We start from the raw sequence: 26,136 nt of genomic DNA, 5'->3' as shown, positions 1-26,136 counted from the left end.
TTGCCGTGGGTCATGGTCGGTCGAACGAGAACATGCCCCAGTCTGGCCGCTGCGGCCGCGAGCGGCAAGTCAGACTTTAGGTTGTGCCCCCTCTGCGGCTGAGGGGGCGTGCGGCGCCTACTTGGCCGTGGGCATCACGAACTCGGCGCCCTTGGGCGTGCTTTCGGGCCAGCGTTGCATGATCGACTTCTGCTTGGTGTAGAAGCGCACGCCTTCCTCGCCGTAGGCATGCATGTCGCCGAACAGCGAGCGCTTCCAGCCGCCGAAGCCGTGCCAGGCCATCGGCACCGGAATCGGCACATTGATGCCGACCATGCCCACCTGGATCCGGCGGCCGAACTCGCGCGCCACGTTGCCGTCGCGCGTGAAGCAGCTCACGCCATTGCCGAACTCGTGGGCGTTGACCAGGTCGATGGCGTCCTGGAAGTTCGCCACGCGCACGCACGAGAGCACGGGGCCGAAGATCTCTTCCTTGTAGATGCGCATCTCGGGCGTGACGTGGTCGAACAGCGTGCCGCCCATCCAGAAGCCGTCGCCGCAGCCCGCGCCCGCCTGGTTGCCGTCGAACTGACGGCCGTCGACCAGCAGCTTCGCGCCTTCCTTCTCGCCCTGGGCGATGTAGCCGGTGATGCGTTCGTGCGCCGCGCGCGTGACGATCGGGCCCATCTCGGCGGCCAGGTTCTCGCCGTCGAGCACCTTGAGCGCCTTCGTGCGCTCGATGAGCTTGGGCATGATCTTGTCGGCCGCATCGCCCACGAGCACCGCAACGCTGATCGCCATGCAGCGCTCGCCGGCCGAGCCGTAGCCCGCGCCGATCAGCGCGTCCACCGTCTGGTCGATGTCGGCGTCGGGCATCACCACCATGTGGTTCTTCGCGCCGCCGAGCGCCTGCACGCGCTTGCCGTGGCGCGCGCCGGTTTCGTAGATGTAGTTGGCGATGGGCGTCGAACCCACGAAGCTCACAGCCTTGACGTCGGGGTGCTCGAGCAGCGCATCGACCGCGACCTTGTCGCCCTGCACCACGTTGAACACGCCGTCGGGCAGGCCCGCTTCCTTCAGCAGCTCGGCCATGCGCAGCGACGGCGTCGGATCGGTCGGGCTGGGCTTGAGGATGAAGGTATTGCCCGCGGCAATGGCCACCGGGAACATCCACATCGGCACCATCACCGGGAAGTTGAACGGCGTGATGCCCGCCACCACGCCCAGCGGCTGGCGCAGCGTCCAGTTGTCGATGCCGGTGGAGACCTGGTCGGTGAAGTCGCCCTTGAGCAGCTGCGGGATGCCGCAGGCGAACTCGACGATGTCGATGCCGCGCGAGACCTCGCCCTGCGCGTCGGTGAACACCTTGCCGTGCTCGGCCGTGATCATGTGGGCGAGCTCGTCCTTGTGCAGGTTCAAGAGCTCCAGGAACTTGAACATCACGCGCGCGCGCCGGATCGGCGGCGTGTCGGACCACTTCGGAAACGCGGCCTGGGCGGCGGCCACGGCCGCGTCGACATCGGCCGCACCGGCCAGCACCACCTTGCCGGTGACCTTGCCCGAAGCGGGGTTGGTGACGTCTTGCGTGCGGTCGGAGTTGCCGCCGGCGGTGCGCTGGCCGCCGATGAAATGCGCGATCTGTGTGGTCATGGAGGTCCCGACGATGGTGGAGTGATGTTGCCAGTCTAGGAAAGCGGGCGCTGCTTGCCTAGGTGCCAGGATTGAACTGTTTGTTCGCCATGGTGAACAATGGAGCCATGGAATCGCAAAAAGCCGAGTCGCTCTGGACCCACCTGCACTGGCTCATCGTGCTCGGCCAGCAGGGCAGCTACACCGCCGCCGCGGCGCGCCTGGGCGTGAGCAAGGCCGCCATGAGCCAGCGCATCGCCGAGCTCGAGCGCGCCGCGGGCGTGCCGCTGGTGCGCCGCACCACGCGCAGCATGCGGCTCACCGAGGCCGGCCAGCAGCTGGTCGACCAGACCCGCGAGCCCTTCGAGCAGATCGCGCATAGCTTCCTGAAGGCGCAGGACCATGGGGGCGAGCCGCGCGGCCTGGTGCGCGTGACGGCGCCGGTGGCGCTCGGCCGGCAGCAACTGCTGCCCAGGCTGGCCGATTTCCTGCTCGCACATCCGGCGATCCGCATCGAGATGGAGCTGTCGGACCGCCTCAGTTCGCTCGCCACCGAGGGCTTCGACCTCGCGGTGCGGCATGCGGCCTCGCCGCCCGACACGCACGTGGCCTGGCGCCTGTGCGACACGCGCTCGGTGCTGGTGGCCAGCGGTGCCTACCTGCGCCGCAAGGGCACGCCGCTGGCGCCGGCCATGCTGGCCGAGCACGACTGCCTGCACTACCCGCGCGGGCAGGAAACCAACGTGTGGTCCTTCGAGCGGCGGAACGCCCGCACGCGCCAGGCCGGCCGCGTGACGGTGCCCATCGCCGGGCCGCTGGCCGCCAACAACAGCGAAGCGCTGCGCGATGCTGCGCAGGCGGGCCTGGGCATCGCGCTCTTGCCCGACTTCAGCGCGCAATCGGGCCTGCAGGCCGGCAAGCTGGTCGAGGTGCTGCCCGACTGGCAGCCCACGGGCGCGTTCGCCGACCGCATCTATGCGATACGGCCCTATTCGCTGCACATCCCGCGCGCGGTCGACCTGTTCGTGGGCCACCTGCGCGAGACGCTCGGCGAAGGGTTTCCGCTGCCCTGAGGGCGCAGATCAAGGCCGATTGACCCCGAGCACCGACAGGATCACGGCACCGAGCGTCAGCGCGACCGGCAGCTGGTGCGCGGCCAGCGCATGCAGGCGGGCAGCGGGCAGCTTCTGGGCGCGCAACTGGCTTTGTTCGGAATGAAGAGCGGTGGACATGGCGAGACTCCTTTGAGTGGCTGCGGGCGGGTTGCCCGCATGCCTCCACGATAGGCCTCGGCCCGCAGCCCGGCGCGGGGCTTTCGGCGACACCGCGTTTCCGTTTCTGCAACGATCGCCGGCGCATGGGTCAGCCCGCGATGAGCTTCTGCACCAGCTCCGCCGTGGTGGCCGCCGCGTACTTGCGCATCAGCCGGGCCCGGTGCAGCTCGACCGTGCGGTGACTGATGCCGAGCGCACGGCCGATCTCCTTGGAGGTGAGCCCGCGCATCACCTGCGCGGCCACCTCGCGCTCGCGCGGCGTGAGCTCGGCCTTGTCGGCGCGGCGCGCGCCCAGGTCCTCGAAGGTCCAGATGCCGGCTTCGTGCGGCGCCTCGCGGTTGAGCGCCTGGCCCGTGACGTGGCACCAGAAGGTCTCGCCCGCCATGGCGCCGTGCAGGGCGCCGAGCCGCTTCATCATGCGGTTGTCGGCATAGTGGCCGCTGGCGTTCAGGAACGGCTCCATGCGCTTGCCGATGCGCTCGAACTCGGCCACGCTCGGGTACAGGATGCTGAACGAATGCCCCACCAGGGCCGAGGGGGTTGCGCCGAAAATCTCGCACACCCGCCGGTTGCAGGCCACGATGGTGCGGTTGCGCGACACCACCATGCCGACGGGCGCCTGCTCGAAGGCGAGCCGGTAGTCGATCTCAGGCGGCGCGCGGTCGGGCATCGGGAGTCACCATTACGAAATACTACGTATGCGGGTACGTAGTATCGTTCAGGACATTCTTTCCTTCCTTCCAGCCACTCTCCATTCATCCACCAAGGAGTTCGAGTGAACAAGATTTATCCCTCCGCCGACGCGGCACTCAAGGGGGTCGTGGCCGACGGGCAGATGCTCGCGGTCGGCGGCTTCGGCCTGTGCGGCATTCCCGAGGCGCTGATCGAGGCGCTCAAGGACACGGGCGTGCAGAACCTCACCGTGATCTCGAACAACGCGGGCGTCGACGGCTTCGGCCTCGGCAAGCTGCTCGAGACGCGCCAGATCCAGAAGATGATCGCGTCGTACGTGGGCGAGAACAAGGAGTTCGAGCGCCAGTACCTGGCGGGCGAACTGCAACTCGAATTCACGCCGCAGGGCACACTGGCCGAGAAGCTGCGGGCAGGCGGCGCGGGCATTCCGGCCTTCTTCACCAAGACCGGTGTCGGCACGCAGGTGGCAGAGGGCAAGGAGCTGCGCGAGTTCGACGGCGAGACCTACGTGATGGAGCGCTCGCTGGTGCCCGACGTGGCCCTGGTGAAAGCCGACGTGGCCGACAAGGCCGGCAACCTGCGCTTCCGCCTCACGGCGCGCAACTTCAACCCGGCCGCCGCGATGGCCGGCAAGGTCTGCATCGTCGAAGTCGAGAAGATCGTCGAGATCGGCGAACTGGCGCCCGACGACATCCATCTGCCGGGCATCTACGTGCACCGCATCGTGCTCAACGCCAACCCTGAGAAGCGCATCGAGAAGCGCACCCTGAGCGCCGCGGTCGATGCCGCCGCCGCGAAGGTCGAGGCCCAGGCCGCGATCGCCCAGGCCGCCGCCGGCAGCGAGGTGCCCGCGCCCGCCAAGGTCGTCAACAACAACAACAAAGAAGGAGCCTGAGATGCCCTGGACCCAAGATCAGATGGCTGCACGCGCGGCGCAAGAACTCGAAGACGGCTTCTACGTGAACCTGGGCATCGGCATTCCCACGCTGGTGGCCAACTTCGTCGGCGACAAGGAAGTGTGGCTGCAGAGCGAGAACGGCATGCTCGGCATCGGCCCGTTCCCGACCGAGGACCAGGTCGACGCCGACCTGATCAATGCCGGCAAGCAGACCGTCACCACGCTGCCGGGCTCGGCCATCTTCGGCAGCCACGACAGCTTCGCGATGATCCGCGGCGGCAAGATCAACCTGTCGATCCTCGGCGCGATGCAGGTCAGCGTGAAGGGCGACCTCGCCAACTGGATGATTCCCGGCAAGATGGTCAAGGGCATGGGCGGCGCCATGGACCTCGTGGCCGGCGTGAAGCGCGTGATCGTGCTGATGGAACACGTCGCCAGGAAGAAGGACGGCACCGAGGACCTGAAGATCCTCGAGGAGTGCACGCTGCCGCTGACCGGCGTGGGCGTGGTCGACCGCGTCATCACCGACCTGGCCGTGATGGACGTGGTGCCCGAGGGCCTGAAGGTCGTCGAGCTCGCGCCCGGCGTGAGCTTCGATGCGCTGCAGGCGAAGACGGGGGCCAAGCTGATCCAGTAAGGCAGGCCGCACGGTACCCATGGCCTATCTCGACCCGGACAACCTGCAGAGCATCCTTCTGGACGACGAGGCGCTGCAATGGCGGCGCCTGCAGCGGCAGCCTTGCGGGATGCTTCGCATCACGAGCGGGCGCATCGTGGCCTGCGATCCGCTGGTGCAGCCCGAGCGCGCCGCCTTTGCCCGCAGCGTCGGCGTGCGCGGCACCTTCCCTGTCGACGTAGTGCAGCACGGCGGGCGTCACGCACTGGCGGTGCTCTGGCTGCGCGGGCGCGAAGGCCTGCAGGCCGCCGACTTGCACTGGACGCCGGCATTGATCGACGGCCAGTCGCCCGAAGACCTGGGCGACGACGAGTTCTACGGCTATCCCGTCGATGCTGGCGTGGGCTGCTTCATGGACGCCGACTGCGCAGCGGCCCTCGCCGAGCGCGACGCGCGCGAATCGGCCGAGCCCGGCTACATCAGCTACTACGACGACGTGCTCGGCACCGAACTGGGCGACAAGGACGTGGCCGACCACTACCCGCTCGGCGAGGGCAATGCGAACAACGTGCTGATCTTCACCTCGGGATGGGGCGACGGCAGCTACCCGAGCTACTGGGCGCTCGATACGTCGGACGAACCTGTGGCGCTGGTGACCGACTTCATGACGATGCAGGGCGGCGATCCGCGCAGCGAGGACGACAAGCGCGACGACGATTACGCCGCGAGCCTTTCCCCCGAAAAGCGCGAGGCACTCGAAGCGCTCGGCGCCGCAGCCATCGGCGGCGATACGGCAGCGGTCGGGTCGCTGCTCGGCGCCGGGCTTGCGGGGGCCAACGAGATCATTCCGTCGCTCGGCGAAACCGCGATCGCCAGTGCGATCCGCATGAACCAGCTCGAAGCCCTGCGCCTGCTGCTGGGCGACCGGCCGTGCCCCGCCATGCCGGAGCAACTCCGCATCGAGGGAAAGGCCGAGAACTACCTTGCCTATGCCCGGTGGCTCACGAAGCCGCGGGTGCCGGGGCTGATCGAGCTGCTCGAGAGCTCCGAGGCGGCTGCGGGCGGGCCGGCGGCCGGCAAGAGCCTGTGGAAGCGCCTCTTTTCTTGAGGCATCCGGCGTGCGCTAAGCGGCCTGCTTTCGGGTGCGCGGCAGCAGCACGGCCTTCTGCGCCTCGGCCGTCTCGCGCAGGAAGGCCCACACCGCCTGCATCCGCGCAAGGTGCTTGGTCTCCGCGGGCATCGACATCCAGAACGTGCGCGTGAAGTTCGCCTGGTCCTCGAGCACCGGGCGCAGCGACCGGTCCTCGTCGGCCACGAAGGCCGGCAGCACGGCGATACCCGCGTCCGCCGCCACCGCGCGGTGCTGCGCGAGCACGCTGGTGCTGCGCAGCGCGAACGCGTCGGGACGGTGCAGCTCGTCGAGGTATTGCAGCTCCTTGCTGAACAGCAGGTCGTCCACGTAGCTGATGAACGTGTGGCCGCGCAGGTCTTCGCGCGTCTTGATGGGCTTGTGCGCGGCCAGGTACTTCTTCGAGGCATAGAGCCGCAGCGTGTAGTCGGTGAGCTTGGTCACCACCACCGGCCCGCGCGCGGGCCGTTCGAGCGAGATCACGATGTCGGCCTCGCGCCGCGAGAGGTGTACCAGCCGCGGCATGGCGAGCAGGTCGATGGTGAGCTTTGGGTGCTGCTGCGCGAAGCGCGCGAGCTGCGGCGCCAGCACCACCGTGCCGAAGCCCTCGGTCGCGCCGATGCGTACCAGCCCCGAGAGGCCCTCCTGCGACGCGGGCGCGGTGCTTTCGACCGCCTGGAACGCGCTCTCCATCGCCTCGACCTGCGGCTGCAGCCTGCGGCCGGCCTCGGTGAGCCGGTGGCCGCCCGACTCGCGCGAGAAGAGCGGGGCACCCACTTCCTTTTCGAGCGCCTGGATGCGCCGCGCCACCGTGGTGTGGTCGACCTCGAGCCGGCGCGCGGCGCTCATCAGCGTGCCCGAGCGGGCCAGTTCGAGAAAGTAGCGAAGGTTGTCCCAGTCCATGTGCGCGTTCTCCCCGTGGTGATCTGCATTTTTGCAAAGCGCTGGCGCAATTTTGTCTATTGTCATGGCAAATCTGCAAAGCTACGATGCGTGTCGAACCCGCCATTCAGGCCCCGTATTCACAGGAGACAAACCCCATGGACGCCACCACCACATCCAAGACCCAGGTCGCCACCGTCAAGCTCTTGATCGGCGGCCAGTTCGTCGAGTCGAAGACCACCGAATGGCGCGACATCGTCAACCCGGCCACGCAGGAAGTGCTGGCGCGCGTGCCCTTCGCCACGCAGGCCGAACTCGATGCCGCCGTCGCTTCCGCCAAGGACGCATTCAAGACCTGGCGCAAGACGCCGATCGGCGCCCGCGCGCGCATCTTCCTCAAGTACCAGCAGCTCATCCGCGAGAACATGGCCGAGCTGGCCGCGATCCTTACGGCCGAGCAGGGCAAGACGCTGCCCGATGCCGAAGGCGACGTGTTCCGCGGCCTCGAGGTGGTCGAGCATGCGGCGGCCATCGGCAACCTGCAGCTCGGCGAGATGGCCAACAACGTGGCCAATGGCGTCGACACCTACACGCTGCTGCAGCCGCTGGGCGTGTGCGCGGGCATCACGCCGTTCAACTTTCCGGCCATGATCCCGCTGTGGATGTTCCCGATGGCGATCGTCACGGGCAACACCTTCGTGCTGAAGCCCTCCGAGCAGGACCCGATGGTGACCATGCGCCTGTGTGAACTCGCGCTCCAGGCCGGCATTCCGCCCGGCGTGCTCAACGTAGTGCATGGCGGCGAGGCGGTGGTCAACGGCATCTGCGACCACAAGGACATCAAGGCGATCAGCTTCGTCGGCTCGACCAAGGTCGGCACGCACGTCTACAACCGCGCCACGCTGGCCGGCAAGCGCGTGCAATGCATGATGGGGGCGAAGAACCACGCCATCGTCATGCCCGACGCCAACAAGGAGCAGACGCTCAACGCACTGGCCGGCGCGAGCTTCGGCGCTGCGGGCCAGCGCTGCATGGCGGTGTCGGTGGCGGTGCTCGTGGGCGAGGCGCGCAACTGGGTGCCCGACCTCATCGCCAAGGCCAAGACGCTGAAGATCGGCGCCGGCACCGAGAAGGGCGTGGACGTGGGCCCACTGGTCTCGTGCGCCGCCTACGAGCGCGTCAACAGCCTCATCGAACGCGGTGTGGCCGACGGCGCCACGCTCGCGCTCGACGGCCGCAAGCCGACCGTGCCGGGCTACGAGAAGGGCAACTTCGTCGGACCGACGGTCTTCTCGGGCGTGAAGCCCGGCATGACGATCTATGACCAGGAGGTGTTCGGGCCGGTGCTGTGCGTGGCCGATGCCGAGACCATCGACGAGGCCATCGCGCTGATCAACAGCAACCCGAACGGCAACGGCACCGCGATCTTCACGCAGTCGGGTGCCGCCGCGCGCAAGTTCCAGGAAGACATCGACGTGGGCCAGGTCGGCATCAACGTGCCGATCCCGGTGCCGGTGCCGATGTTCTCGTTCACCGGTTCGCGCGCCTCGAAGCTCGGCGATCTCGGGCCGTACGGCAAGCAGGTCATCATGTTCTACACGCAGACCAAGACGGTGACCGCGCGCTGGTTCGACGACAGCACGGTGTCGCAAGGCGTCAACACAACGATCAGTCTCAAGTAAGAAGTCGAGCGAATGGACTTCGAGCTTTCCGAAGAGCAGCGCGCCTTCGCGGATTCGGCGCGCGAATTCGCCCAGGCCGAGTTCGCGCCGCATGCGGCCCGCTGGGACGCCGAGGCGATCTTCCCGAAGGAAGCCATCGCCAAGGCGGGCGAGCTGGGTTTCTGTGGCCTCTACGCGCCCGAGCGCATCGGCGGCCTCGGGCTGCCGCGGCTCGATGCGGCGCTGGTGTTCGAGGAGATGGCCGCGGTCGACCCCTCGACCACGGCCTTCATCACGATCCACAACATGGCGACGTGGATGCTCGGCACCTGGGGCACCGACGCGGTCGCCGCCGAGTGGGGCGAAGACCTCACCAGCGGGCGCAAGCTCGCCTCGTACTGCCTGACCGAACCCGGTGCCGGCTCGGACGCCGGCTCGCTCAAGACGCGCGCCGAGCTGCAGGGCAACGACTACGTCATCAACGGCGGCAAGGCCTTCATCTCGGGCGCGGGCGCGACCGACGTGCTGGTGCTCATGGCGCGCACGGGCGGCGGCGGCGCGGGCGGCATCTCGGCCTTCGCGGTGCCGGCCGATGCGCCGGGCGTGAGCTACGGCAAGAAGGAGCACAAGATGGGCTGGAACAGCCAGCCCACGCGCACCATCAGCTTCGACAACGTGCGCATCCCGGCCGCGAACCTGCTGGGCAGCGAGGGCGAGGGCTTCCGCATCGCGATGAAGGGCCTCGACGGCGGCCGCATCAACATCGCGACCTGCTCGGTCGGCGCGGCGCAGGGCGCGCTCGACGCGGCGCGCCGCTACCTGCACGAGCGCCAGCAGTTCGGCAAGCCGCTCGCGAGCTTCCAGGCGCTGCAGTTCAAGCTCGCCGACATGGCGACCGAGCTCGTGGCCGCACGGCAGATGGTGCGGCTGGCCGCCAGCAAGCTCGATGCGGGCCATGCCGATGCAAGCACCTATTGCGCCATGGCCAAGCGCTTCGCGACCGATGCGGGCTTCAACGTGTGCAACGACGCGCTGCAGCTGCACGGCGGCTACGGCTACCTGGCCGAGTTCCCGCTCGAGCGCCTGGTGCGCGATGCGCGCGTGCACCAGATCCTCGAAGGCACCAACGAGATCATGCGCGTGATCGTTGCGCGAAAATTGCTGGAAGGGGACAGCGACATCCGCTGACGCCCCGCATCCGGAAACCCTCAAGACAATGACCGACTCCGTAGTTCTCTTCGACGAAATCAAGACCGCCGGCGGCAAGCGCTTTGCCACCGCCACGCTCAACGCCCCTGCTTCGCTCAATGCGCTTTCGGTGGACATGGTGCGCCTGCTCACGCCCAGGCTGCGCGAATGGGCCGCCGACGGCGGCGTGGTGGGCGTCGTGCTCCAGGCCGCGGGCGAAAAAGCCTTCTGCGCCGGCGGCGATCTGCGCCAGCTCTACCAGACGCTCGGCGAATGCGGCCCCGCGCGCAACACCTACGCCGAAGACTTCTTCCGCGAGGAGTACGAGCTCGACCACCTGATCCACACCTTTCCGAAGCCGTTCCTGTGCTGGGGCCACGGCATCGTCATGGGCGGCGGCGTGGGCCTGATGGCGGGCTGCTCGCACCGCGTGGTCACCGAGCAAAGCCGCATCGCCATGCCCGAGATCGCCATCGGCCTGTACCCCGACGTGGGCGGCAGTTGGTTCCTGCGCCGCACGCCCGGGCGCACCGGCCTGTTCCTCGCGCTCACGGCCGCCAACCTCAATGCGGCCGATGCGATCTTCTGCGGCCTGGCCGACGTGCTGGTGCCGCATGGGCGCAAGGCCGCCGTGGTCGAGGCCATCGCCGCCGCCGCATGGGCCGGCAACGGCAAGGCCGACCGCGCGACGCTCTCGCGCATCCTGGCCGGGGCCGGCGAGGGCGCCGCGCTGCCGCCTTCGAAGGTGCGCGAGCACTACGACACGATCAACGCGCTGATGGCCGGCGACGACCTGCTCGACATCGCGAAGCGCCTGCGCGCACTGCAAAGCGACGACCCCTGGCTGCAGACGGCCGCCAAGAGCTTCATGAAGGGCGCGCCGAGCTCGGCCGCGCTGAGCTTCGAGCTCTGGCAGCGCGTGCACCGCATGTCGCTGGCCGAGGTGTTCCGGCTCGAATACTGGGCCTCGCTCGGCTTCTGCGCGCACAAGGACTTTGCCGAGGGCATTCGCGCGGTGCTGATCGACAAGGACCGCAACCCGAAGTGGTCGCCGGCCAGCATCGAGGAAATCACGCCCGAGTTCATCGAGGACCACCTGCGCCCGCGCGGCGAGATGCCGGCCGAACTGGCGGCGCTGAAGTAAACAACGCGAACAACGAACGGAGACAGACAATGAAGATCGCTTTCATCGGCCTGGGCAACATGGGCGGCCCGATGGCCCTCAACCTGATGAAGGCGGGCCACGTGCTCAGCGCCTTCGACCTGTCGACCGATGCCTGCAGCAAGTTCGCGGCCGAGGGCCTCGCCATTGCCGCCTCGGCCGCCGATGCGGTGGCCGGCGCCGAGGTCGTGGTCAGCATGCTGCCGGCCAGCGCGCATGTCGAAGGGCTGTTCCTCGGCGCCCAGGGCAAGCCCGGCCTGCTCGAAAAGATCGAGCCTGGCACGCTCGTGATCGACAGCAGCACCATCGCCGCGGCCACGTCGCAGAAAGTGGCCGCCGCGGCGGCTGCGAAGGGCATCGCGATGATCGATGCGCCGGTCTCCGGCGGCACCGGCGGCGCCATCGCCGGCACGCTGACCTTCATGGTCGGCGGCGACGCGCAAGACCTGGAACGCGCGCGGCCCGTGCTCGAGAAGATGGGCGCCAACATCTTCCACGCCGGCGCCGCGGGTGCGGGGCAGACCGCGAAGATCTGCAACAACATGCTGCTCGGCATCTTGATGATCGGCACCTCCGAGGCGCTGGCGCTCGGCGTGGCGAACGGGCTCGACCCGAAGGTGCTGTCCGAGATCATGCGCCGCAGCTCGGGCGGCAACTGGGCGCTCGAGAAGTACAACCCGATGCCGGGCGTGATGGACACCGCGCCCGCGTCGAAGAACTATGCGGGCGGCTTCGGCACCGACCTGATGCTCAAGGACCTGGGCCTCGCGCAGGAGAACGCCACGGCCGTTCGCGCCGCCACGCCGCTCGGCGGCCTGGCGCGCAGCCTCTATGCGGCGCACAGCCTCGCGGGGCACGGCGCGCTCGATTTTTCGAGCGTGCTGAAGCTGGTGCAGAAGAAGGCGTCCTGATCGGCCGGGCGGCTCAGTCCGCTGCACGGCCGGTGGCCGCATCGCCCCGGGCCATCGCCAGCAGGAGCCCGGCGGCAACGAGGTTCGCGCCGATGCTCGCCAAGATCGGCAGCAGGTAGCTGCGGCTCAGGTCGAAGGCGTAGCCTGCCGCGGTCGGCCCGACCAGCGTGCCGACCGCCACGCTCGTGTAGAGCACGCCGATGATCGCGCCGATGTTGCGGCCGCCGAAATGGTCCATCACCAGCGCCGGCAGCAGCGCGACGAAGCCGCCGTAGAACACGCCGTAGCCGAACGCGAACAAGGCCAATCCCCAGAAATTGCCCGACACCGCCCACAGCACGAGCGAGCACGCCATGCCCGCCGACATCAGGGGCAGCGCGAACCGGCGGCCGATGCGGTCGGCCAGCCCGCCGAGGAAGAACCGGCCCGCCGTGCTGCCGACGCCGATCGCGCCCAGCAGCAGCACGGCGGAGCCGGGCGCCACGCCATGGTCGAGCGCATAGGGCACCAGGTGGACGAAGGGCACGAAGAGCCCGAACGAGCTGATCAGGCACGCCGCATACAGCCCCGCGAAACGCCGCGATGCCACCGCAGCGCGCACCGAGGCACCGGCCGCTGCGGCATGGGCGCTTGCGGCCTCGGGCGGCGGCGGGTCGCCGTCGGGGCCGAGGCCGCGGTGGCGCGGATCGTCCTCGACCAGCAGTGCCATGCCCACGCCCACCACCACCGCCAGGGCGCCCAGCGCCAGGTACGCGTTGCGCCAACCAAGACTGTCGATCAGCAGCGCCGCCAGCGGCGGCATCAGCAGCGTGCCCACGCCGATGCCGCTCACCGCCAAGCCCGAAGCGAAGCCGCGGCGCCGCACGAACCAGCGCTGCACCGCGCCCAGCACCGGCACGTAGGACGCACCCACGCCGAGCCCGACGCCGAGCCCGTACGCCAGGTAGACCTGGGTCAGCGTCTCTGCCCGGCCCGCGGCGGCCAGCCCGGCGCCGACCAGCACCATGCCCGCAACCGCGAGCCGGCGCGATCCCCAGCGATCGGCCAGCGGCCCGCTGAGCACGCCGAGGCCGAAGTACAGGAAGCCTGCGAGCGAGAACACCAGCGACACCGAGCCGCGCGAGGCGCCGAAGTCGCGCTGCAGCGGCTCGAGAAAGGCGCTGAATGTGTAGGCGCTGCCGAAGCCCACGAGCATCACGGCGAAGGCGCCGGCCACCACGAGCCAGCCGTGGAAGAGCCGTGCGCGCGGCGGCGCGGGGGAAACGCTGGAAGGTGTTGTCTGCATGGTCTTCGTTCCCGTCAGTCGAGCGGATGGCCGCGGTGCCAGCGGGTGGCGCGCTGGAAGGCGGCGCCCGCGCGCACCAGTGTCGCCTCGTCCATGCGCGTGGCGACCAGCTGGAACGCCAGCGGCAGGCCCGTCGCGGTGAAGCCGCCCGGCAGCGTGATCGTCGGATGGCCGGTCATGTCGAAGGGCGCGGTGTAGCGCAGCAGCGCCGACACCAGCGCCGGCGTCTCGCCGAGCACCTGCATCTCGGCAACCGTGGGCGATGCGAACGGATGCACCGGCGCGAGCAGCAGGTCGACGCCGCCGAGCAGCGCATCGACCTGGCCGCGCAGGCGCGCGCGCCGCGCGTGGATCGCCTGCACTGCCGGGCCACGCACCGCCAGGCCGGCATCGAGCACCGATGACAGCACCGGCCCGTACGCGCCGCGCTGCGACGGAAAGGTCGCTGCATGCACCACGGCCGCCTCGTCCGCACAAAGCGGAAACCAGTCGGCCACCGCCTGCGCCATGTCGGGAACGCGCACGTCGACGATGCGCGCGCCAAGCGAGCGCAGGGTCGCGGTGGCGTCCGCGAGCATCGCCTGCGTCGCGGGGTGCACGCCGTCGGCGTTCCAATCGGCGTCGATGCCGATGCGCAGGCCGTGCATGCCTTCGCCAACTGCCGCGAGGTAGTCGGGCACCGGCGCGTGCGCGGCGCCCGGGTCGTTCGCATCGGCGCCCGCAATCGCGCCGAGCAGCAGGCCGCAATCGACCGCGCTGCGTGCCATCGGCCCGACGTGGTCGAGCGAGGGCGCCAGCGCGAACACGCCGTGGCGGCTCACGCGGCCCCAGCTCGGCTTGATGCCCGTGAGCCCGTTGGCGGCACACGGAAAGCGGATCGATCCGCCGGTGTCCGAGCCCAGCGCGCCGTGGCAAAGGCCCGCCGCCGTCGCCACGCCCGAGCCGCTCGACGACATGCCGGGCCAATGGCCTGCATGCCATGGGTTGCGTGGCGGCGTGATGCCGGGATGATGGTCGGAGTACGCGCCTTCGGTGAGCTGCAGCTTGCCGAGCAGCACGGCGCCGGCTTCCTTGAGGCGGCGCACCACGGTCGCGTCCTCGTGCGGAATGCGGTCGCGGTGGATCGCCATGCCGGCCGCGGTCGCGAAACCCGCGGTAGCGCACAAGTCCTTCACGGCAACGGGCACGCCGTGCAGCGGCCCGCGGTACCGGTCGGCCGCGATCTCGGCGTCGGCGCGTCCGGCCTGCGCCATCGCTTCGTCCCCCATGACCAACGCGTAGCTGTGCAGCCTGCCGTCGAGCGCGGCGATGCGCTCGAGTTGGGCGCGTGTCGCGTCGATGGACGAGACCTCGCGGCTGCGGATGCACGCGGCGAGCTCGGCAATCTCCAGGCGATGGAGTGCGTTACTGGATGAATCAGAATACCTAACTGGATGATCTTCAGTCGTGGTCGGCAAGACGGTTCTCTTTCTGCATTGATCGTGCGAATATCGGTTGCACCGTGCGATCCTGCAATCCAGATCTTCTGAGCCATTCGATTTAGATTTACTGATGAAAGAGCACCAGCTTCCGCCACTCCACGCCTTGCGGGCCTTCGAGGCCACCGCGCGCCACCTCTCGGTGACGAACGCGGCCGACGAGCTGTGCGTGACGCCGGGCGCCGTGAGCCAGCTGGTCAAGGCGCTCGAGCTGCACCTCGGCATTGCGCTCTTTCGGCGCGCGAACCGGGGCATCTTTTTGACCGACGCGGGCCAGGCCTACCTGCCGCCCGTGCGCAACGCATTCCGCCAGATCAGTGACGCCACCCGCCGCGTGGCCGCGCCGGCCGACAGCGGACTGCTCACCGTGAGCGCCACACCGTTCTTCGCGTCGGCATGGCTGGTGCCGCGCCTGCAGCGCTTCCAGGAGGCGCACCCGGACATCGACCTGCAGCTGCGCAGCACCGGCGCGCTCGCCGACTTCTCGCGCGACGGCGTCGATGTCGCGATCCGCCATGGCCTCGGCCGCTACCCGGGGCTCAGCAGCCGGCGCGTGCTCACGGTCGAGGTGGTTCCGGTCGCCGCGCCCTCGCTGGTCGCGCGGCACGGCCTGCCGGCGGCACCGCCCGACCTGCGGCGCTGGCCGCGCGTGAACGACGCCGAGCGCAAGGCCTGGCAGCGCTGGTTCGAGGCGCAGGGCGTCGACGACCCGGGCCGGGCGCGCGGCCCGTCCTTCGACGACGCGGGGCTATTGCTGCAGGCGGTGCTTGCGGGGCAGGGCGCGGCGCTCCTGCCCGCCACGGTGGTGGCCGACGACCTCGCGGCGGGCCGGCTCGTGCAACTCGCTGGCGCGCACCGGCTCGAAGACTTCGCCTATTACCTCGTGTGCCCCGAAGGCAGCGAGGCACGGCCCAAGGTCGCGGCTTTTCGCGACTGGATCGTCGGCGAGGCGAATCGCCCCGTTCCAAAGCCGCGCGGCAGGCGCGCTACAGCAGCTCGATCCCCGGCAGGCTCTTGAAGCAGCTCTCGCGCGTGACGCGCACGAAGTCCGCGAGCCAGGGCTGGGCCGAGGTGCGTGCCGCCGAGGCCATGTAGAGCCGCCCCGTCAAGCCTTTCTTGCCCACGCGCCGGGCCGTGACGTAGCCGCGGTCGAGGTAGTTCTGCACCGCCCACAGCGGCAGGGCCGCCACGCCGCGCCCGCTCGCCACCAGTTGCAGCATCGCCACCGTGAGTTCCGTGGTGCGGCGGTGCGCCGGCTGCACGCCGGCCGGCGCAAGCACCTGGCGCACCAGGTCGAGCATGTCGTCGGGCACGGGGTAGGTGATGAGCGTCTGGTCGGCAAAGTGCCGCGCCGTCAGATGGCTGCGCGCCGCGAGCGGATGGTCGTTCGCGACGAGCGCCATGATCTCGAAGCGGAACAGCGGGTGGTAGTCGACCGTCTCGTCGGGGTCGGCCTCGGACACGATCGCGACCTCGGCGCGGTTCTGCATCACGAGCGCGATCGGGTCGGGATGGAAGCCCGAGACGATGTCGAGCTCGACCTCGGGCCAGCGCTGCCGGAAGGCGTCCATCGCCGGCATCAGCCAGTCGAAGCAGGTGTGGCACTCGACCACGATGCGCAATTGCCCGCTGCGCCCCAGCGCGAGCCGCGCCACGTCGCGCTCGGCTTCCTCGACCAGCGGCAGCGCCGCGTCGGCCAGCTGCAACAGCCGCAGCCCCGTGGTGCTGAACTGCGGCGGCACCGACTTGCGCTCGAAGAGCTGCGCGCCGTAGCGGTCCTCGAGCAGCTTGATCTGGTGCGACAGCGCCGACTGCGTGAGGTTGAGCAGCTGCGCCGCGCGCACCAGGCTGCCGGTGTCGCGCAGCGCCGCCAGGGTGCGCAGGTGGCGGATTTCGAGGATGGACTGCAACATGAATGAAATTCAAGCGAAAGGGCAAAAGGTTTCGTTTGAATCATAGAGCCCAAAGCCCGAGCATTGCCGGCTCCCATCAAGATTTCCGACCGGACCCCCGCCATGACCACCCGTACCCACACCCTCGGCTTTCCACGCATGGGCGCGCAGCGCGAACTCAAGTTCGCGCTCGAGCAGCACTGGCGCGGCGAGATCGATAGCGAGGCGCTCGAAGCCACCGGCCGGCAACTGCGCGCGCGCCACTGGCAGCTGCAGCGCGACGCGGGCCTCGACTTCGTGACGGTCGGCGATTTCGCGTTCTACGACCATGTCGCCAACCACATCCAGCTGCTCGGCTGCGAACCGGCGCGCTTCGGCTTCGAGAGCGCCGAGCCCGCGCTGTCGCGCTACTTCACGATGGCGCGCGGCGTGGCGCAGGAGCCGGGCCATGGGCATGCGCATGCGCACGAAGAAGGATGCAGCCACGGCGCCGCCGGCAGCTTCCCGCTCGAGATGACCAAGTGGTTCGACACCAACTACCACTATCTCGTCCCCGAGTTCAGCGCGGCCACGCAGTTCGCGCTCTCGTCGACGCGGCTCTTCGACGAGGTGGCCGAGGCGCAGCAGGCCGGGCATCCGGTCAAGGCCGTGCTGCTCGGGCCGCTGAGCTTTCTCTACCTCGGCAAGGAAAAAGAGCCCGGGTTCGACCGCTTCTCGCTGCTCGACGCGCTGCTGCCGGTGTACGAACAGGTGCTCGCCCGCCTCAAGCAGCAGGGCCTGGAATGGGTGCAGGTGGACGAACCGATCCTCGGCCTCGACCTGCCCGACGCCTGGCGCAACGCGTTCGAGCGCGCCTACTGGCAGCTCGCGCGCAGCGCGCCGCGGCTGCTGTTGGCCACGTATTTCTCGCCGCTCGCGGAAAACCTGCGCCTGGCCTGCCAGCTTCCGGTGGCGGGGCTGCATGTGGACGCGGTGCGCGCGCCGCAAGAGCTGATCGGCGTGGCCGATTGGCTCCCGGCGCACAAGGTGCTGTCGGTCGGCATCGTCGATGGACGCAACATCTGGCGCACCGATCCCGATGCGGCGCTCGCCGCGCTGCAGCCCGCGACGGCAAAGCCGCGCAGCGAGTTCTGGCTGGCGCCGTCGTGCTCGCTGCTGCATGTGCCGTTCAGCCTCGAAGCCGAACACAAGCTCGATGGCGAACTCCGCTCGTGGCTGGCCTTTGCCGTCGAGAAGCTCGGCGAGTTGCGCGTGCTGCGTGCCGTGCTCGACGGGCGCGAAGACAGCGTGGCCGATGCGCTGCGGAGCGCACGCTCGGCGGTGGCGGCACGCCGCGCGAGCCCGCGCGTGCACCGCGCCGACGTGGCGCTGCGGCTCGCGCGCAGCGTGGCGGGCGACGACCGCCGTGCCTCCGCCTTCGCACAGCGCCAGGCGCTGCAGCGTGCGCGCTTTGCATTGCCCGCGTTGCCGACCACCACCATCGGCTCGTTCCCCCAGACGCCGCAGATCCGTGCCGCGCGCGCCGCCTTCAAGCGCGGCGAGCTCGATGCCGCCGGCTACCGCGAGAAGATGCGCGCCGAGATCGCGCTGGCAGTGCAAAAGCAGGAAGAACTGGACCTCGACGTGCTGGTGCACGGCGAGGCCGAGCGCAACGACATGGTCGAATATTTCGGCGAGCAGCTCGACGGCTTCGCGTTCACCGCCAATGGTTGGGTGCAGTCGTACGGCTCGCGCTGCGTGAAGCCGCCGGTGATCTTCGGCGACGTGTCGCGCCCGGCGGCCATGACGGTCGAATGGACCGCCTACGCGCAGAGCCTCACGAAGCGGCCGATGAAGGGCATGCTGACGGGGCCGGTCACCATCCTGCAGTGGTCCTTCGTGCGCGACGACCAGCCGCGCAGCGTCACCTGCGAGCAGATCGCCTGGGCGATCCGCGACGAAGTGGCCGACCTCGAAGGCGCCGGCATCGGCATCGTCCAGATCGACGAGCCCGCGATCCGCGAGGGCCTGCCGCTGCGGCGCGCCGGCTGGCCGGCGTACCTGAAGTGGGCGACGCGCGCGTTCCGCATCAGTGCCGCGGGCGTGCGCGACGAGACCCAGGTCCACACGCACATGTGCTATTCGGAATTCAACGACATCCTGCCCGAGATCGCGGCGATGGACGCCGACGTGATCACCATCGAGACCAGCCGCTCCGACATGGCGCTGCTTCGCGGGTTCGGCGGTGACGCAGCCGGCGGCGGCTTTCGCTACCCGAACGAGATCGGCCCCGGCGTCTACGACATCCACTCGCCGCGCGTGCCATCGGTCGACGAGATCGTGCGCCTGATGCGCAAGGCCGCCGCCGTGGTGCCGCCCGCGAACCTCTGGATCAATCCCGACTGCGGCCTCAAGACCCGCGGCTGGCCCGAGACCGAGGCGGCGCTCGCGAACATGGTTGCGGCCGCGAAACTGCTGCGCGCGGAGCTCGCGCCGGCCTGACCAGCGTGGCGCCAATAATGGCGCCATGCCCTTTCACGCCGTTCGTTCGCGATCCGTTGTTCTTCTTTCCGCGCTGCCGTTGCTCTTGGCCGCGGCCATTGTCTTGCTGCTGCCGGCCCCGGCGCGCGCGCAGGACCGGGCCGAGGCGCTGATGCTGTTCGAAGGCGTGCAGGCGCGCTACCAGGCGGCCTATGCGCCCGGCGCCGTCTCGCGCGAGGCGCGCCAGCTGCTCGAGGCGCCCGACCAGGCCATTGCCGGCAAGGCGCTCGAAGCGCTCGACCAGGCCGCGGCCCGTGCCTTCGATGTGGCCTCATCGGTGGCGGCCGTGCGGCAGGAGGTGGCAGCGGCGGGGCAGGGCGCCGCGGCGCCGGGCCCGCAGGTGCAGGCGGCAGTGGCCCGCCTCGCGAAGCTGCGCGCCGACTATGCCGCGATGGACGAGCCGGCCAGGGTGGCCTTCTTCCATCGCGAGCGCGCGAAGCCCGCCGACGCGGTGCGCACCGAGCTGCTCGAGCGCATGGCCGTGGCCGACCTGCGCGAGGTCGACTTCTCGAGCCAGCTGCTGCTGAGCGCCGTCGTCAAGCAGCTCGCGCGCGGCAATGCGGGCCAGTACACCGCGCTGCCCGATGCCACGCTCGACATGGCGCTCGACACGCTGTGGTCGCGCGGCGTCACCTCGCCGCGCCCGCGCAACCTGCTCATCGTGGCGCGCGAGTTCGAGCGGCAGCTCGCGCAGGCGTTGCTCGCGGCGCTGCCCGATGCGGATGCGGCGGCGCTGCTCGCCTGGCGCAGCGATCCGCAAGCCGCGGCCGAGCGCGAAGCGCTCGTGGGCACCTACCGTGCCGAGGTGAAGGCGAGCGGCGCGGTCGCGATCCGGACGCTGCTGCGCGGCTGGCCGCCGCGCTCCTGAACGCCCGCGCCGGGGAAATTGGCCGGGACGCGACAGGTATGAACCGGATGCGCGATACTCGCCGCCCGCATCGGCCAACTGGCTTACATCGCGGGCAAATGGCCGCCGAGTGAGGCAAACTTCTTAATCGAACCGCAACTTTTAGGCGGACGCAAGAAAGTTCCGCGTCATTGTTTCAGTTTCATGAACACTGCGGTTCAATTCGTCGAGGGTTTTCCCTTGGTTTGTGGTGCAAACTTCAAGGCATCCAAAGTCCAAACCAAGAAACCAAGAAGGAACCTGAAATGAAGACCTCGAACATCCTCGCCGCCGCCGCTCTCTCCCTGCTCGCCGCCGCTGGCGCCCATGCAGAAACCTACGAAGGCGTGCAGCCCCTGACCTCCGGCTACAGCCGCGCCGACGTCGCGCCGCAAGCCGTTGCTGCCGCCCGTGAAGGCAATGCCTACAGCGAAGTCGCCTCGGCCGGCGTGGCCCCGGTGCTCGCCAGCGCCACCGACCGTGCGATCGTTCGCAGCGAAGCTGTGGCCGCTGCCCACGCTCCCGGCCAGAACCTGCGCCGCGAAGCCTTCGCAGGCAGCGTGATCCCCGAGCAGGCACGCGGCTTCACCCGCCAAGCCGGCCTGTAATCGAACAGGCAGGCAGAACGCCGGCGGCCCTGGGCGGCCGGCGCTTCGGCAAGCAAAGACAGCCAGAGCCGGACGGTGCGACAGCACCGTCCGGCTTTTGTCCTTGGGCGCTTTGAAAACCGGGCCGGCCGTTCGCCAGAGCCGACAGCCTTGCGGACACGACCAACAGCATATGGTCGGCCGCGCGTCCGCCCGACAGAATTCGCGACTTCACTCCATCACTGAAAGTCGCTCCCATGTCCGATCCCGAGACGCTCACCGCACAGGTGGTCAACATCCTGAGGCATGACAAATTCATCGCGCGCCACAACTTCGCCATTGGTGCGCTGCGGATCTGGCCGCGCGCCTACCACGACGTGGCCGACGCGATCACAGCAGGCAAGATTCGCGTCGGGTCCAACCTGAGTGCCGGCAATGCCGCTCAGTACGACATGACCTTTGCCGTGATGGACGTGTCGGAAGACCTCAACGTGCTCGACGAGCGCCATCGCGCTGTGGTGTTTCACGAAGCGACGCACGCCCACCTCGATATGCTGGCGTTCGGCGAGCATTCGGGCTACGAGAACGAAGCCATGGGCTACATCGCCGAGGCGCTCTATACGCTGGCGGCGAAGGGGCGCGACGTTCCCTCGCACCCCATCCGCGTGATTGCCAAGCCGATCGCTGCCAAGGTGTACGCCGGCATGTATGCGATCCCGCAGGCCGACGTCGCCGCGCTGACAGCCGCCATCTCGGCCGTCCCCCTCTACAAGCAAAGGCCGCGCTACCACAGCAACGGACTCTGACTCCCAAGGGGCCTGATCCGAGCGGGCCCGCCAGCGTTACCGGCGGTTTCCTTCGGCGCGCCATGCACGGGAGGCCGGCGCGGCCCCCCGGTGTAGACTGCCAGGTTTTTCGTTCTGGCGTTCATGGGGCAAGTTTCACAGCAGCAGCGCACGGCCTTCAGCGATTCGGCGCTCGTTCGCTTGCTCCTCGGGCTCGCCCAATCCGACGTGCGCGAACCGCGCCAGGCAACGGCCGACCAGCTGAGCCAGTGGTTCGGCTGGACCGAGGCGATTTCGCTCTCGGCCGCGCTCGACGGCGGCGCCTCCGGCATGCCGTCGGCCGGCCGTACCGCACCCGGCGCCGAGGAGCGCGAATGCACCCGCGTGCGCACGGCACTGACCAAGGCCATTGCCGAAGACGCCACTTGGCGGCGCGGCAAGAACGCCGACGATGCCGCACCCGACTTCACACCGTACCGCCGGCGCTACCTGGCCCAGCAACAGGCGCTCGATGCGGCCGTCGGCCCGTTGCGCGCACGGCTGCGCGCGATGCTGGCGGCGCGGTCGCCCGCCATGGCTCGGCTCGCGTCGGTCGACGTGGTGATGGAGCAGGTGCTGGCGCCGCGCGAGCGCAGCTTTCTCGCAGCCGTGCCCACGCTGCTCGAGAAGCACTTTGACCGCCTGCGGCCTGCCGCCGCCGCGGACCCGGCCGACGGAGCCGCTGAGCCTGCTGCACCCGCTGCACCCGCTGCGCCCGGACCCTGGCTCGATGCCTTCCACAAGGACATCCGGAACGTGCTGCTCGCCGAACTGGACTTCCGATTCCAACCCGTCGAAGGGCTGCTCGACGCCCTTCGCATGAGGCAACCAGAGTCCCATGAATAGATTTCTTCCCTATTTCGTCTTTGCCGCGGGCCTTGCCGTGGTGTGCTGGGTCGGCGCGGGGTATGCCGGCTCGCACGCGCTGGCCTTTGCCGTCACGCTGATCGTCGGCGTGTTCTATGTCATCGGCGGGCTGGAGCTGCACCGCTTCCGGCAGGCGAGCGGCACGCTCGCGCGCGCCGTCGACGGCCTGTCCGAGCCGCCGGCCGATCTCGGCGCCTGGCTGGCACAGCTGCATCCGTCGCTGCGCAACGCGGTACGGCTGCGCATCGAGGGCGAGCGCGTGGGCCTGCCCGGCCCGGCGCTGGCGCCGTACCTCTCGGGCCTGCTGGTGCTGCTCGGCATGCTCGGCACCTTCATGGGCATGGTGGTCACGCTCAAGGGCACCGGCCTGGCGCTCGACAGCGCGACCGACCTGCAGGCGATCCGCAACTCGCTGTCGGCACCGGTGAAGGGCCTGGGCCTGGCCTTCGGCACCTCGGTGGCCGGTGTGGCCGCCTCGGCGATGCTGGGGCTGGCCTCGGCGCTGTGCCGGCGCGACCGCCTGCAGGCCGGGCAGCGGCTGGACAGCCTCATCGCCACGCGCCTGCGCCCCTACTCGCGTGCCCACCAGCGCGAGGCGTCGTTCCAGTTGCTCGAGCAGCAGGCCCGCCTGATGCCGCAGCTGGTCGACCGCATGCAGGCCATGATGGAAACCATGGAGCGGCAAGCCCTGGCGCTGAACGAGCGCCTCGCCGCGGGCCAAGCGCAGTTCCACAGCCAGGCCGAGGCGGTGTATGCCGGCCTGGCTTCGTCGGTCGACAGCTCGCTGAAGCAGAGCCTGACCGAGAGCGCGCGCATCGCCGGTGCGACGATCCAGCCCGTGGTCGAGGCCACCATGGCCGGCATCGCGCGCGAGACCGCCTCGTTGCACGACAGCGTCGCGCGCACGGTTCAGCAGCAGCTCGACGGCCTCACGGTCCGTTTCGAGACCGCGACCGCCGGTGTCGCAGACACCTGGAAGGGCGCGCTGGCCGAGCACCGCAGCACCTCGCAGGCGCTGGTCGCAGACCTGCGCAGCACGCAGGAGCGCTTCGCCGAAACCTTCGAGCAACGCTCGGCCACGCTGGTCGAGAGCGTCTCGGCCCGCCTCGGCCAAACGACCGACGAAGTGGCGGGCAGCTGGGGCCGCGCGCTGGCCGAGCACGAGCGCGTCGGCGCGCAGTTCGCCGCCGAGGCGAAGCAGTCGCTCGCGGCGGCCGCGGCCGATGCCGGGCAGCAGGCGGCCGCGCTGTTGCGCAGCGTCGATGAGGCCCATGCCGGCCTGCAGGCGCAGATCGCCTCGCGCGATGCGGAGCGTCTTGCGGCATGGACCGAGGCCCTGGGCGCGGTGGCCGCCTCGCTGCAGCAGGAATGGCAGCAAGCCGGCACCGAGTCAGAGCGCCGCCAGCAGCAACTGTTCGACGCGCTGGCCGAGTCCGCACGCGGCATGTCGGCCCAGGCCGAAGGCCATGCCAAGAACACCGTGGCCGAGATCTCGCGGTTGCTCGAGGCCGCATCCGAGGCGCCGCGCGTCGCGGCCGAGGTGGTGGCCGAACTGCGCCAGAAGCTCTCCGACAGCATGGCGCGCGACAACGCGATGCTCGAGGAGCGCAGCCGCCTGATGGAAACGCTGGGCACCTTGCTCGATGCGGTGAACCATGCCTCGACCGAGCAGCGCTCGGCCGTCGATGCGCTGGTCGGCGCCTCGGCCGACGTGCTCGAACGTGTCGGCAGCCGCTTCACCGAGCAGGTCGAAGCCGACACCGGCCGGCTGGCCGAGGTGGCCGCGCAGGTCACCGGCAGCGCGGTCGAGGTGGCGAGCCTCGGCGAGGCCTTCGGCCATGCGGTGCAGCTGTTCAGCGAATCGAACGAGAAGCTGGTGGTGCACCTGCAGCGCGTCGAAGGCGCACTCGGCAAGTCGATCGAACGCAGCGACGAGCAACTGGCCTATTACGTGGCACAGGCGCGCGAGGTCATCGACTTGAGCATCATGTCGCAGAAGCAGATCGTCGACGACCTGCAGCAGATCGCGGGCCGGCCTGCGGCAGCGGTGGCGGTGGGAGGCGAAGCGTGATGAGCGCCGCGCCGGGCCGCCCCAAGCAAGCTCGCTCCCGCTTGGCGGGAAGGCGCGCAGCGCCAAGGGTGCACCAGTGAACGACGAGATCGACATCGACGCGGGCGTGGAGCCGGGCGTTCCGGTCTGGGCGGTGTTCGGCGACCTGATGGCTGGGCTGGTCGGCGCCTTCGTGCTGATCCTCGTCGGTGCGCTGGGCATGCAGCTCGACCTGGCCGCGAAGCTGCAGGCCGAGGTGCAGCAGCGCCAGGCCGAGACCCAGCGCCGCGAGGCGCTCGAGCAGGCGCTCGCGGGGCCGCTGGCTGCCGGCCGCGTGACGCTGCGCGACGGCCGCATCGGCATCAGCGGCAGCGTGCTGTTCGCCTTCAATTCCGCCGAGCTGCAGCCCGAGGGGCGGCAGGTGCTCGAGAGCCTCGCCGGGCCGATGGCGGCCTACCTGCGCGCGCGCGATGAAGTGCTGATGGTCAGCGGCTTCACGGACGACCGGCAGATGCGCGCGCCGCGCGACGGCAACCGGCCGTTCGCCGACAACTGGGAGCTCTCGGCGCAGCGCGCGCTCACGGTGACGCGCGCGCTGATCGACGAAGGCGTGCCCTCGGATGCGGTGTTCGCGGCCGCGTTCGGCGCGGAGCAGCCGGTGGCCTCCAATGCCGATGCCGAAGGGCGCTCGAAGAACCGGCGCGTGGAGATGGCGCCGACGCCGAGGCACAAGCCCGGCGCTGCCGCCCATGCCGATGCCCGGCCCCGTGAGTAGCGCTGGAGCGATCGACGCCGCGGCCACGCTCGCGGCCTGGCGCGAGCGTGGTGCGCATCGGCGCGACCCCGTGCGCTTTCGCCTGATCGAGGCGATGGCGCGGCGCACGGCCGGGCACCAGGGCGAGGCGCGGCGGCTGCTCGATGCGCGGCTGGCCGTGCTGATCGATGCCTATGGCCGTGCGCTCGACGAGGCGCCGGCACCGGCGGCGGATGCTGCACCGCCTGCGCGCAGCGGGCTCGCAGAACTGCTCGAGCACATCGCGCGCCATGCGCCGACACCCGATGTCGCCGCGCCCGGTGGCATGGCGCTGGCGGCGTCGGGCTCCGCGCCCGAGCTCAAGGGCGTGCGCTTCTTCAACCGCACCTGGACGCGCCTGCGTGCCGAACGCCGCATCACGCAGTCGCTCGCGCGGGTGCCCGAGAACGCGGGCCCGCTCAACTCGCACCAACTCGTGCACCGCGCGCTGGTGCTCATGCACGAACTCTCGCCCGACTACCTCAACCGCTTCATGGCGCATGTCGATGGGCTGCTGTGGCTCGAGCAACTGCAGGGCCGTGCGGCGCCGCCTGCCGCGAGCGCGGCGAAGGCCGAGGCCCAGCCTCCGTCAAAGCCCACCCCCAGGAAGCGCCCGAAGTCCTAGCCCACCCCGTGCGCGCGCAGCACCGCCTTGAGCCGCCGCACTTCGTGCTGCAGGTCGAGGATCAGCGCGGCGGCATCGAGGCCCACGCCGAAGTCGCGCTCGAGCCGGCGCGCCTCGAGCGCGCATTGCAGGTCGCTGCTCGAAAAGCGCCACTGCTCGGGCGGCTCGGCCGCGGCGATCTGGACGATGCCGACTTCGACGAGTTGCACCACCCATTCGGTGTCGGCGCCACAGGCATGCGCGAGCTCGCTCGCGGCGAGCGGATGCGAAGTGCCCACGGCCGTGGTCACGGTTACTGTCGCCATGC

At 69.7% G+C, this 26,136-nt stretch carries 25 protein-coding genes; 17 read left to right on the top strand and 8 right to left on the bottom strand.

Annotated features, from left to right (window positions below; translation table 11 throughout):
* Positions 1–117: 117 nt before the first annotated feature.
* Positions 118–1,629 carry a CoA-acylating methylmalonate-semialdehyde dehydrogenase gene (locus tag AC3A6G_RS00795; RefSeq protein ID WP_487861616.1) on the bottom strand — a complete coding sequence of 504 codons (1,512 nt, stop codon included), beginning with the start codon at positions 1,627–1,629 and terminating at the stop codon, positions 118–120.
* A gap of 107 nt (positions 1,630–1,736) precedes the next feature.
* Here AC3A6G_RS00795 and AC3A6G_RS00790 point away from each other — a divergent pair, with 107 nt between their 5' ends.
* Positions 1,737–2,681, top strand: a complete 945-nt coding sequence (locus AC3A6G_RS00790) for a LysR family transcriptional regulator (RefSeq protein WP_487865888.1) — start codon at positions 1,737–1,739, stop codon at positions 2,679–2,681.
* Between the two features lie 9 nt (positions 2,682–2,690).
* On the opposite strand, the gene AC3A6G_RS00785 is transcribed toward AC3A6G_RS00790, so the two are convergent.
* Complete coding sequence (locus tag AC3A6G_RS00785) at positions 2,691–2,840, bottom strand: hypothetical protein (protein WP_487861614.1); 150 nt, start codon at positions 2,838–2,840, stop codon at positions 2,691–2,693.
* Between the two features lie 130 nt (positions 2,841–2,970).
* On the bottom strand, positions 2,971–3,552 hold the full coding sequence (locus AC3A6G_RS00780; RefSeq protein ID WP_487861613.1) for a LuxR C-terminal-related transcriptional regulator: 582 nt from the start codon (positions 3,550–3,552) through the stop codon (positions 2,971–2,973).
* A 105-nt stretch (positions 3,553–3,657) separates the two neighbouring features.
* On the opposite strand from AC3A6G_RS00780, the gene AC3A6G_RS00775 reads away from it, so the two are divergent.
* Genes AC3A6G_RS00775 through AC3A6G_RS00765 form a run of 3 tightly spaced genes read left to right on the top strand, consistent with a single transcriptional unit; the run spans position 3,658 to position 6,197 of the window.
* Positions 3,658–4,470, top strand: coding sequence for a CoA transferase subunit A (locus AC3A6G_RS00775; protein WP_487861612.1), 813 nt, complete (start codon positions 3,658–3,660; stop codon positions 4,468–4,470).
* A 1-nt stretch (position 4,471) separates the two neighbouring features.
* The gene (locus tag AC3A6G_RS00770) at positions 4,472–5,110 is read left to right on the top strand and encodes a 3-oxoacid CoA-transferase subunit B (RefSeq protein ID WP_487861611.1); all 639 of its coding nucleotides are present in this window, start codon (positions 4,472–4,474) and stop codon (positions 5,108–5,110) included.
* A 19-nt stretch (positions 5,111–5,129) separates the two neighbouring features.
* On the top strand, positions 5,130–6,197 hold the full coding sequence (locus AC3A6G_RS00765) for a DUF4241 domain-containing protein (protein ID WP_487861610.1): 1,068 nt from the start codon (positions 5,130–5,132) through the stop codon (positions 6,195–6,197).
* Between the two features lie 15 nt (positions 6,198–6,212).
* Here AC3A6G_RS00765 and AC3A6G_RS00760 read toward each other — a convergent pair whose 3' ends face one another.
* The gene (locus AC3A6G_RS00760) at positions 6,213–7,121 is read right to left on the bottom strand and encodes a LysR family transcriptional regulator (protein WP_487861609.1); all 909 of its coding nucleotides are present in this window, start codon (positions 7,119–7,121) and stop codon (positions 6,213–6,215) included.
* 137 nt (positions 7,122–7,258) lie between these two features.
* Here AC3A6G_RS00760 and AC3A6G_RS00755 point away from each other — a divergent pair, with 137 nt between their 5' ends.
* Genes AC3A6G_RS00755 through mmsB form a run of 4 tightly spaced genes read left to right on the top strand, consistent with a single transcriptional unit; the run spans position 7,259 to position 12,022 of the window.
* Entirely contained in the window at positions 7,259–8,782 is a 1,524-nt protein-coding gene (locus AC3A6G_RS00755; protein ID WP_487861608.1) for a CoA-acylating methylmalonate-semialdehyde dehydrogenase, read from the top strand.
* 12 nt (positions 8,783–8,794) lie between these two features.
* A complete protein-coding gene (locus AC3A6G_RS00750) occupies positions 8,795–9,949 on the top strand; it encodes an acyl-CoA dehydrogenase family protein (protein ID WP_487861607.1) in 1,155 nt (384 codons plus the stop codon).
* A 28-nt stretch (positions 9,950–9,977) separates the two neighbouring features.
* A complete protein-coding gene (locus AC3A6G_RS00745) occupies positions 9,978–11,093 on the top strand; it encodes an enoyl-CoA hydratase/isomerase family protein (RefSeq protein WP_487861606.1) in 1,116 nt (371 codons plus the stop codon).
* 29 nt (positions 11,094–11,122) lie between these two features.
* Complete coding sequence (gene mmsB, locus AC3A6G_RS00740; protein WP_487861605.1) at positions 11,123–12,022, top strand: 3-hydroxyisobutyrate dehydrogenase; 900 nt, start codon at positions 11,123–11,125, stop codon at positions 12,020–12,022.
* A 13-nt stretch (positions 12,023–12,035) separates the two neighbouring features.
* Here the strand turns inward: mmsB and AC3A6G_RS00735 are convergent, their stop codons facing one another.
* Complete coding sequence (locus AC3A6G_RS00735) at positions 12,036–13,307, bottom strand: MFS transporter (protein WP_487861604.1); 1,272 nt, start codon at positions 13,305–13,307, stop codon at positions 12,036–12,038.
* Positions 13,308–13,321: 14 nt separating this feature from the next.
* Positions 13,322–14,764: an amidase gene (locus tag AC3A6G_RS00730; RefSeq protein ID WP_487861603.1), complete on the bottom strand. Its 1,443-nt coding sequence runs from the start codon at positions 14,762–14,764 to the stop codon at positions 13,322–13,324.
* A 94-nt stretch (positions 14,765–14,858) separates the two neighbouring features.
* Here AC3A6G_RS00730 and gcvA point away from each other — a divergent pair, with 94 nt between their 5' ends.
* Entirely contained in the window at positions 14,859–15,803 is a 945-nt protein-coding gene (gene gcvA, locus AC3A6G_RS00725; RefSeq protein ID WP_487872820.1) for a transcriptional regulator GcvA, read from the top strand.
* On the opposite strand, the gene AC3A6G_RS00720 is transcribed toward gcvA, so the two are convergent.
* Positions 15,772–16,698, bottom strand: coding sequence for a LysR family transcriptional regulator (locus AC3A6G_RS00720; RefSeq protein ID WP_487861601.1), 927 nt, complete (start codon positions 16,696–16,698; stop codon positions 15,772–15,774). The genes gcvA and AC3A6G_RS00720 overlap by 32 nt on opposite strands.
* Before the next feature lie 102 nt (positions 16,699–16,800).
* Between AC3A6G_RS00720 and metE the strand changes: the two genes are divergently transcribed.
* The 8 genes from metE to AC3A6G_RS00680 all read left to right on the top strand — a co-directional run bounded on the left by metE (position 16,801) and on the right by AC3A6G_RS00680 (position 25,829).
* Positions 16,801–19,158 (top strand): 5-methyltetrahydropteroyltriglutamate--homocysteine S-methyltransferase, encoded by a 2,358-nt coding sequence (metE, locus tag AC3A6G_RS00715; RefSeq protein WP_487865889.1) that lies wholly within the window; start codon positions 16,801–16,803, stop codon positions 19,156–19,158.
* A gap of 25 nt (positions 19,159–19,183) precedes the next feature.
* Positions 19,184–20,065 (top strand): hypothetical protein, encoded by an 882-nt coding sequence (locus AC3A6G_RS00710; protein WP_487861599.1) that lies wholly within the window; start codon positions 19,184–19,186, stop codon positions 20,063–20,065.
* Between the two features lie 284 nt (positions 20,066–20,349).
* The gene (locus AC3A6G_RS00705; protein ID WP_487861598.1) at positions 20,350–20,691 is read left to right on the top strand and encodes an alpha/beta hydrolase; all 342 of its coding nucleotides are present in this window, start codon (positions 20,350–20,352) and stop codon (positions 20,689–20,691) included.
* A 236-nt stretch (positions 20,692–20,927) separates the two neighbouring features.
* Positions 20,928–21,476 (top strand): hypothetical protein, encoded by a 549-nt coding sequence (locus AC3A6G_RS00700; protein ID WP_487861597.1) that lies wholly within the window; start codon positions 20,928–20,930, stop codon positions 21,474–21,476.
* A gap of 123 nt (positions 21,477–21,599) precedes the next feature.
* A complete protein-coding gene (locus AC3A6G_RS00695; protein ID WP_487861596.1) occupies positions 21,600–22,340 on the top strand; it encodes a DUF3348 domain-containing protein in 741 nt (246 codons plus the stop codon).
* Complete coding sequence (locus AC3A6G_RS00690; RefSeq protein WP_487861595.1) at positions 22,333–24,432, top strand: DUF802 domain-containing protein; 2,100 nt, start codon at positions 22,333–22,335, stop codon at positions 24,430–24,432. The genes AC3A6G_RS00695 and AC3A6G_RS00690 overlap by 8 nt, the downstream gene beginning before the upstream one ends.
* Before the next feature lie 76 nt (positions 24,433–24,508).
* A complete protein-coding gene (locus AC3A6G_RS00685; RefSeq protein WP_487861594.1) occupies positions 24,509–25,186 on the top strand; it encodes an OmpA family protein in 678 nt (225 codons plus the stop codon).
* Positions 25,179–25,829: a DUF2894 domain-containing protein gene (locus tag AC3A6G_RS00680; protein ID WP_487861593.1), complete on the top strand. Its 651-nt coding sequence runs from the start codon at positions 25,179–25,181 to the stop codon at positions 25,827–25,829. The genes AC3A6G_RS00685 and AC3A6G_RS00680 overlap by 8 nt, the downstream gene beginning before the upstream one ends.
* On the opposite strand, the gene AC3A6G_RS00675 is transcribed toward AC3A6G_RS00680, so the two are convergent.
* Positions 25,826–26,134, bottom strand: a complete 309-nt coding sequence (locus AC3A6G_RS00675; RefSeq protein ID WP_487861592.1) for a chaperone modulator CbpM — start codon at positions 26,132–26,134, stop codon at positions 25,826–25,828. The two genes, AC3A6G_RS00680 and AC3A6G_RS00675, sit on opposite strands and share 4 nt — an antisense overlap.
* Positions 26,135–26,136 lie beyond the last annotated feature (2 nt).

Source organism: Variovorax sp. Soil_C_26 (assembly GCF_057657075.1).
This window is presented reverse-complemented; position numbering and strand designations above follow the sequence as displayed.

Bases quoted from the DNA above. Each gene is read 5' to 3' on its own strand.
- metE (WP_487865889.1), top strand. From the start codon at position 16,801: ATGACCACCCGTACCCACACCCTCGGCTTTCCACGCATGGGCGCGCAG.
- AC3A6G_RS00765 (WP_487861610.1), top strand. From the start codon at position 5,130: ATGGCCTATCTCGACCCGGACAACCTGCAGAGCATCCTTCTGGACGAC.
- AC3A6G_RS00745 (WP_487861606.1), top strand. From the start codon at position 9,978: ATGACCGACTCCGTAGTTCTCTTCGACGAAATCAAGACCGCCGGCGGC.
- AC3A6G_RS00770 (WP_487861611.1), top strand. From the start codon at position 4,472: ATGCCCTGGACCCAAGATCAGATGGCTGCACGCGCGGCGCAAGAACTC.
- AC3A6G_RS00700 (WP_487861597.1), top strand. From the start codon at position 20,928: ATGTCCGATCCCGAGACGCTCACCGCACAGGTGGTCAACATCCTGAGG.
- AC3A6G_RS00750 (WP_487861607.1), top strand. From the start codon at position 8,795: ATGGACTTCGAGCTTTCCGAAGAGCAGCGCGCCTTCGCGGATTCGGCG.
- AC3A6G_RS00780 (WP_487861613.1), bottom strand. From the start codon at position 3,552: ATGCCCGACCGCGCGCCGCCTGAGATCGACTACCGGCTCGCCTTCGAG.
- AC3A6G_RS00695 (WP_487861596.1), top strand. From the start codon at position 21,600: ATGGGGCAAGTTTCACAGCAGCAGCGCACGGCCTTCAGCGATTCGGCG.
- AC3A6G_RS00720 (WP_487861601.1), bottom strand. From the start codon at position 16,698: ATGTTGCAGTCCATCCTCGAAATCCGCCACCTGCGCACCCTGGCGGCG.
- AC3A6G_RS00790 (WP_487865888.1), top strand. From the start codon at position 1,737: ATGGAATCGCAAAAAGCCGAGTCGCTCTGGACCCACCTGCACTGGCTC.
- mmsB (WP_487861605.1), top strand. From the start codon at position 11,123: ATGAAGATCGCTTTCATCGGCCTGGGCAACATGGGCGGCCCGATGGCC.
- gcvA (WP_487872820.1), top strand. From the start codon at position 14,859: ATGAAAGAGCACCAGCTTCCGCCACTCCACGCCTTGCGGGCCTTCGAG.
- AC3A6G_RS00735 (WP_487861604.1), bottom strand. From the start codon at position 13,307: ATGCAGACAACACCTTCCAGCGTTTCCCCCGCGCCGCCGCGCGCACGG.
- AC3A6G_RS00710 (WP_487861599.1), top strand. From the start codon at position 19,184: ATGCCCTTTCACGCCGTTCGTTCGCGATCCGTTGTTCTTCTTTCCGCG.
- AC3A6G_RS00705 (WP_487861598.1), top strand. From the start codon at position 20,350: ATGAAGACCTCGAACATCCTCGCCGCCGCCGCTCTCTCCCTGCTCGCC.
- AC3A6G_RS00755 (WP_487861608.1), top strand. From the start codon at position 7,259: ATGGACGCCACCACCACATCCAAGACCCAGGTCGCCACCGTCAAGCTC.
- AC3A6G_RS00675 (WP_487861592.1), bottom strand. From the start codon at position 26,134: ATGGCGACAGTAACCGTGACCACGGCCGTGGGCACTTCGCATCCGCTC.
- AC3A6G_RS00795 (WP_487861616.1), bottom strand. From the start codon at position 1,629: ATGACCACACAGATCGCGCATTTCATCGGCGGCCAGCGCACCGCCGGC.
- AC3A6G_RS00760 (WP_487861609.1), bottom strand. From the start codon at position 7,121: ATGGACTGGGACAACCTTCGCTACTTTCTCGAACTGGCCCGCTCGGGC.
- AC3A6G_RS00690 (WP_487861595.1), top strand. From the start codon at position 22,333: ATGAATAGATTTCTTCCCTATTTCGTCTTTGCCGCGGGCCTTGCCGTG.
- AC3A6G_RS00785 (WP_487861614.1), bottom strand. From the start codon at position 2,840: ATGTCCACCGCTCTTCATTCCGAACAAAGCCAGTTGCGCGCCCAGAAG.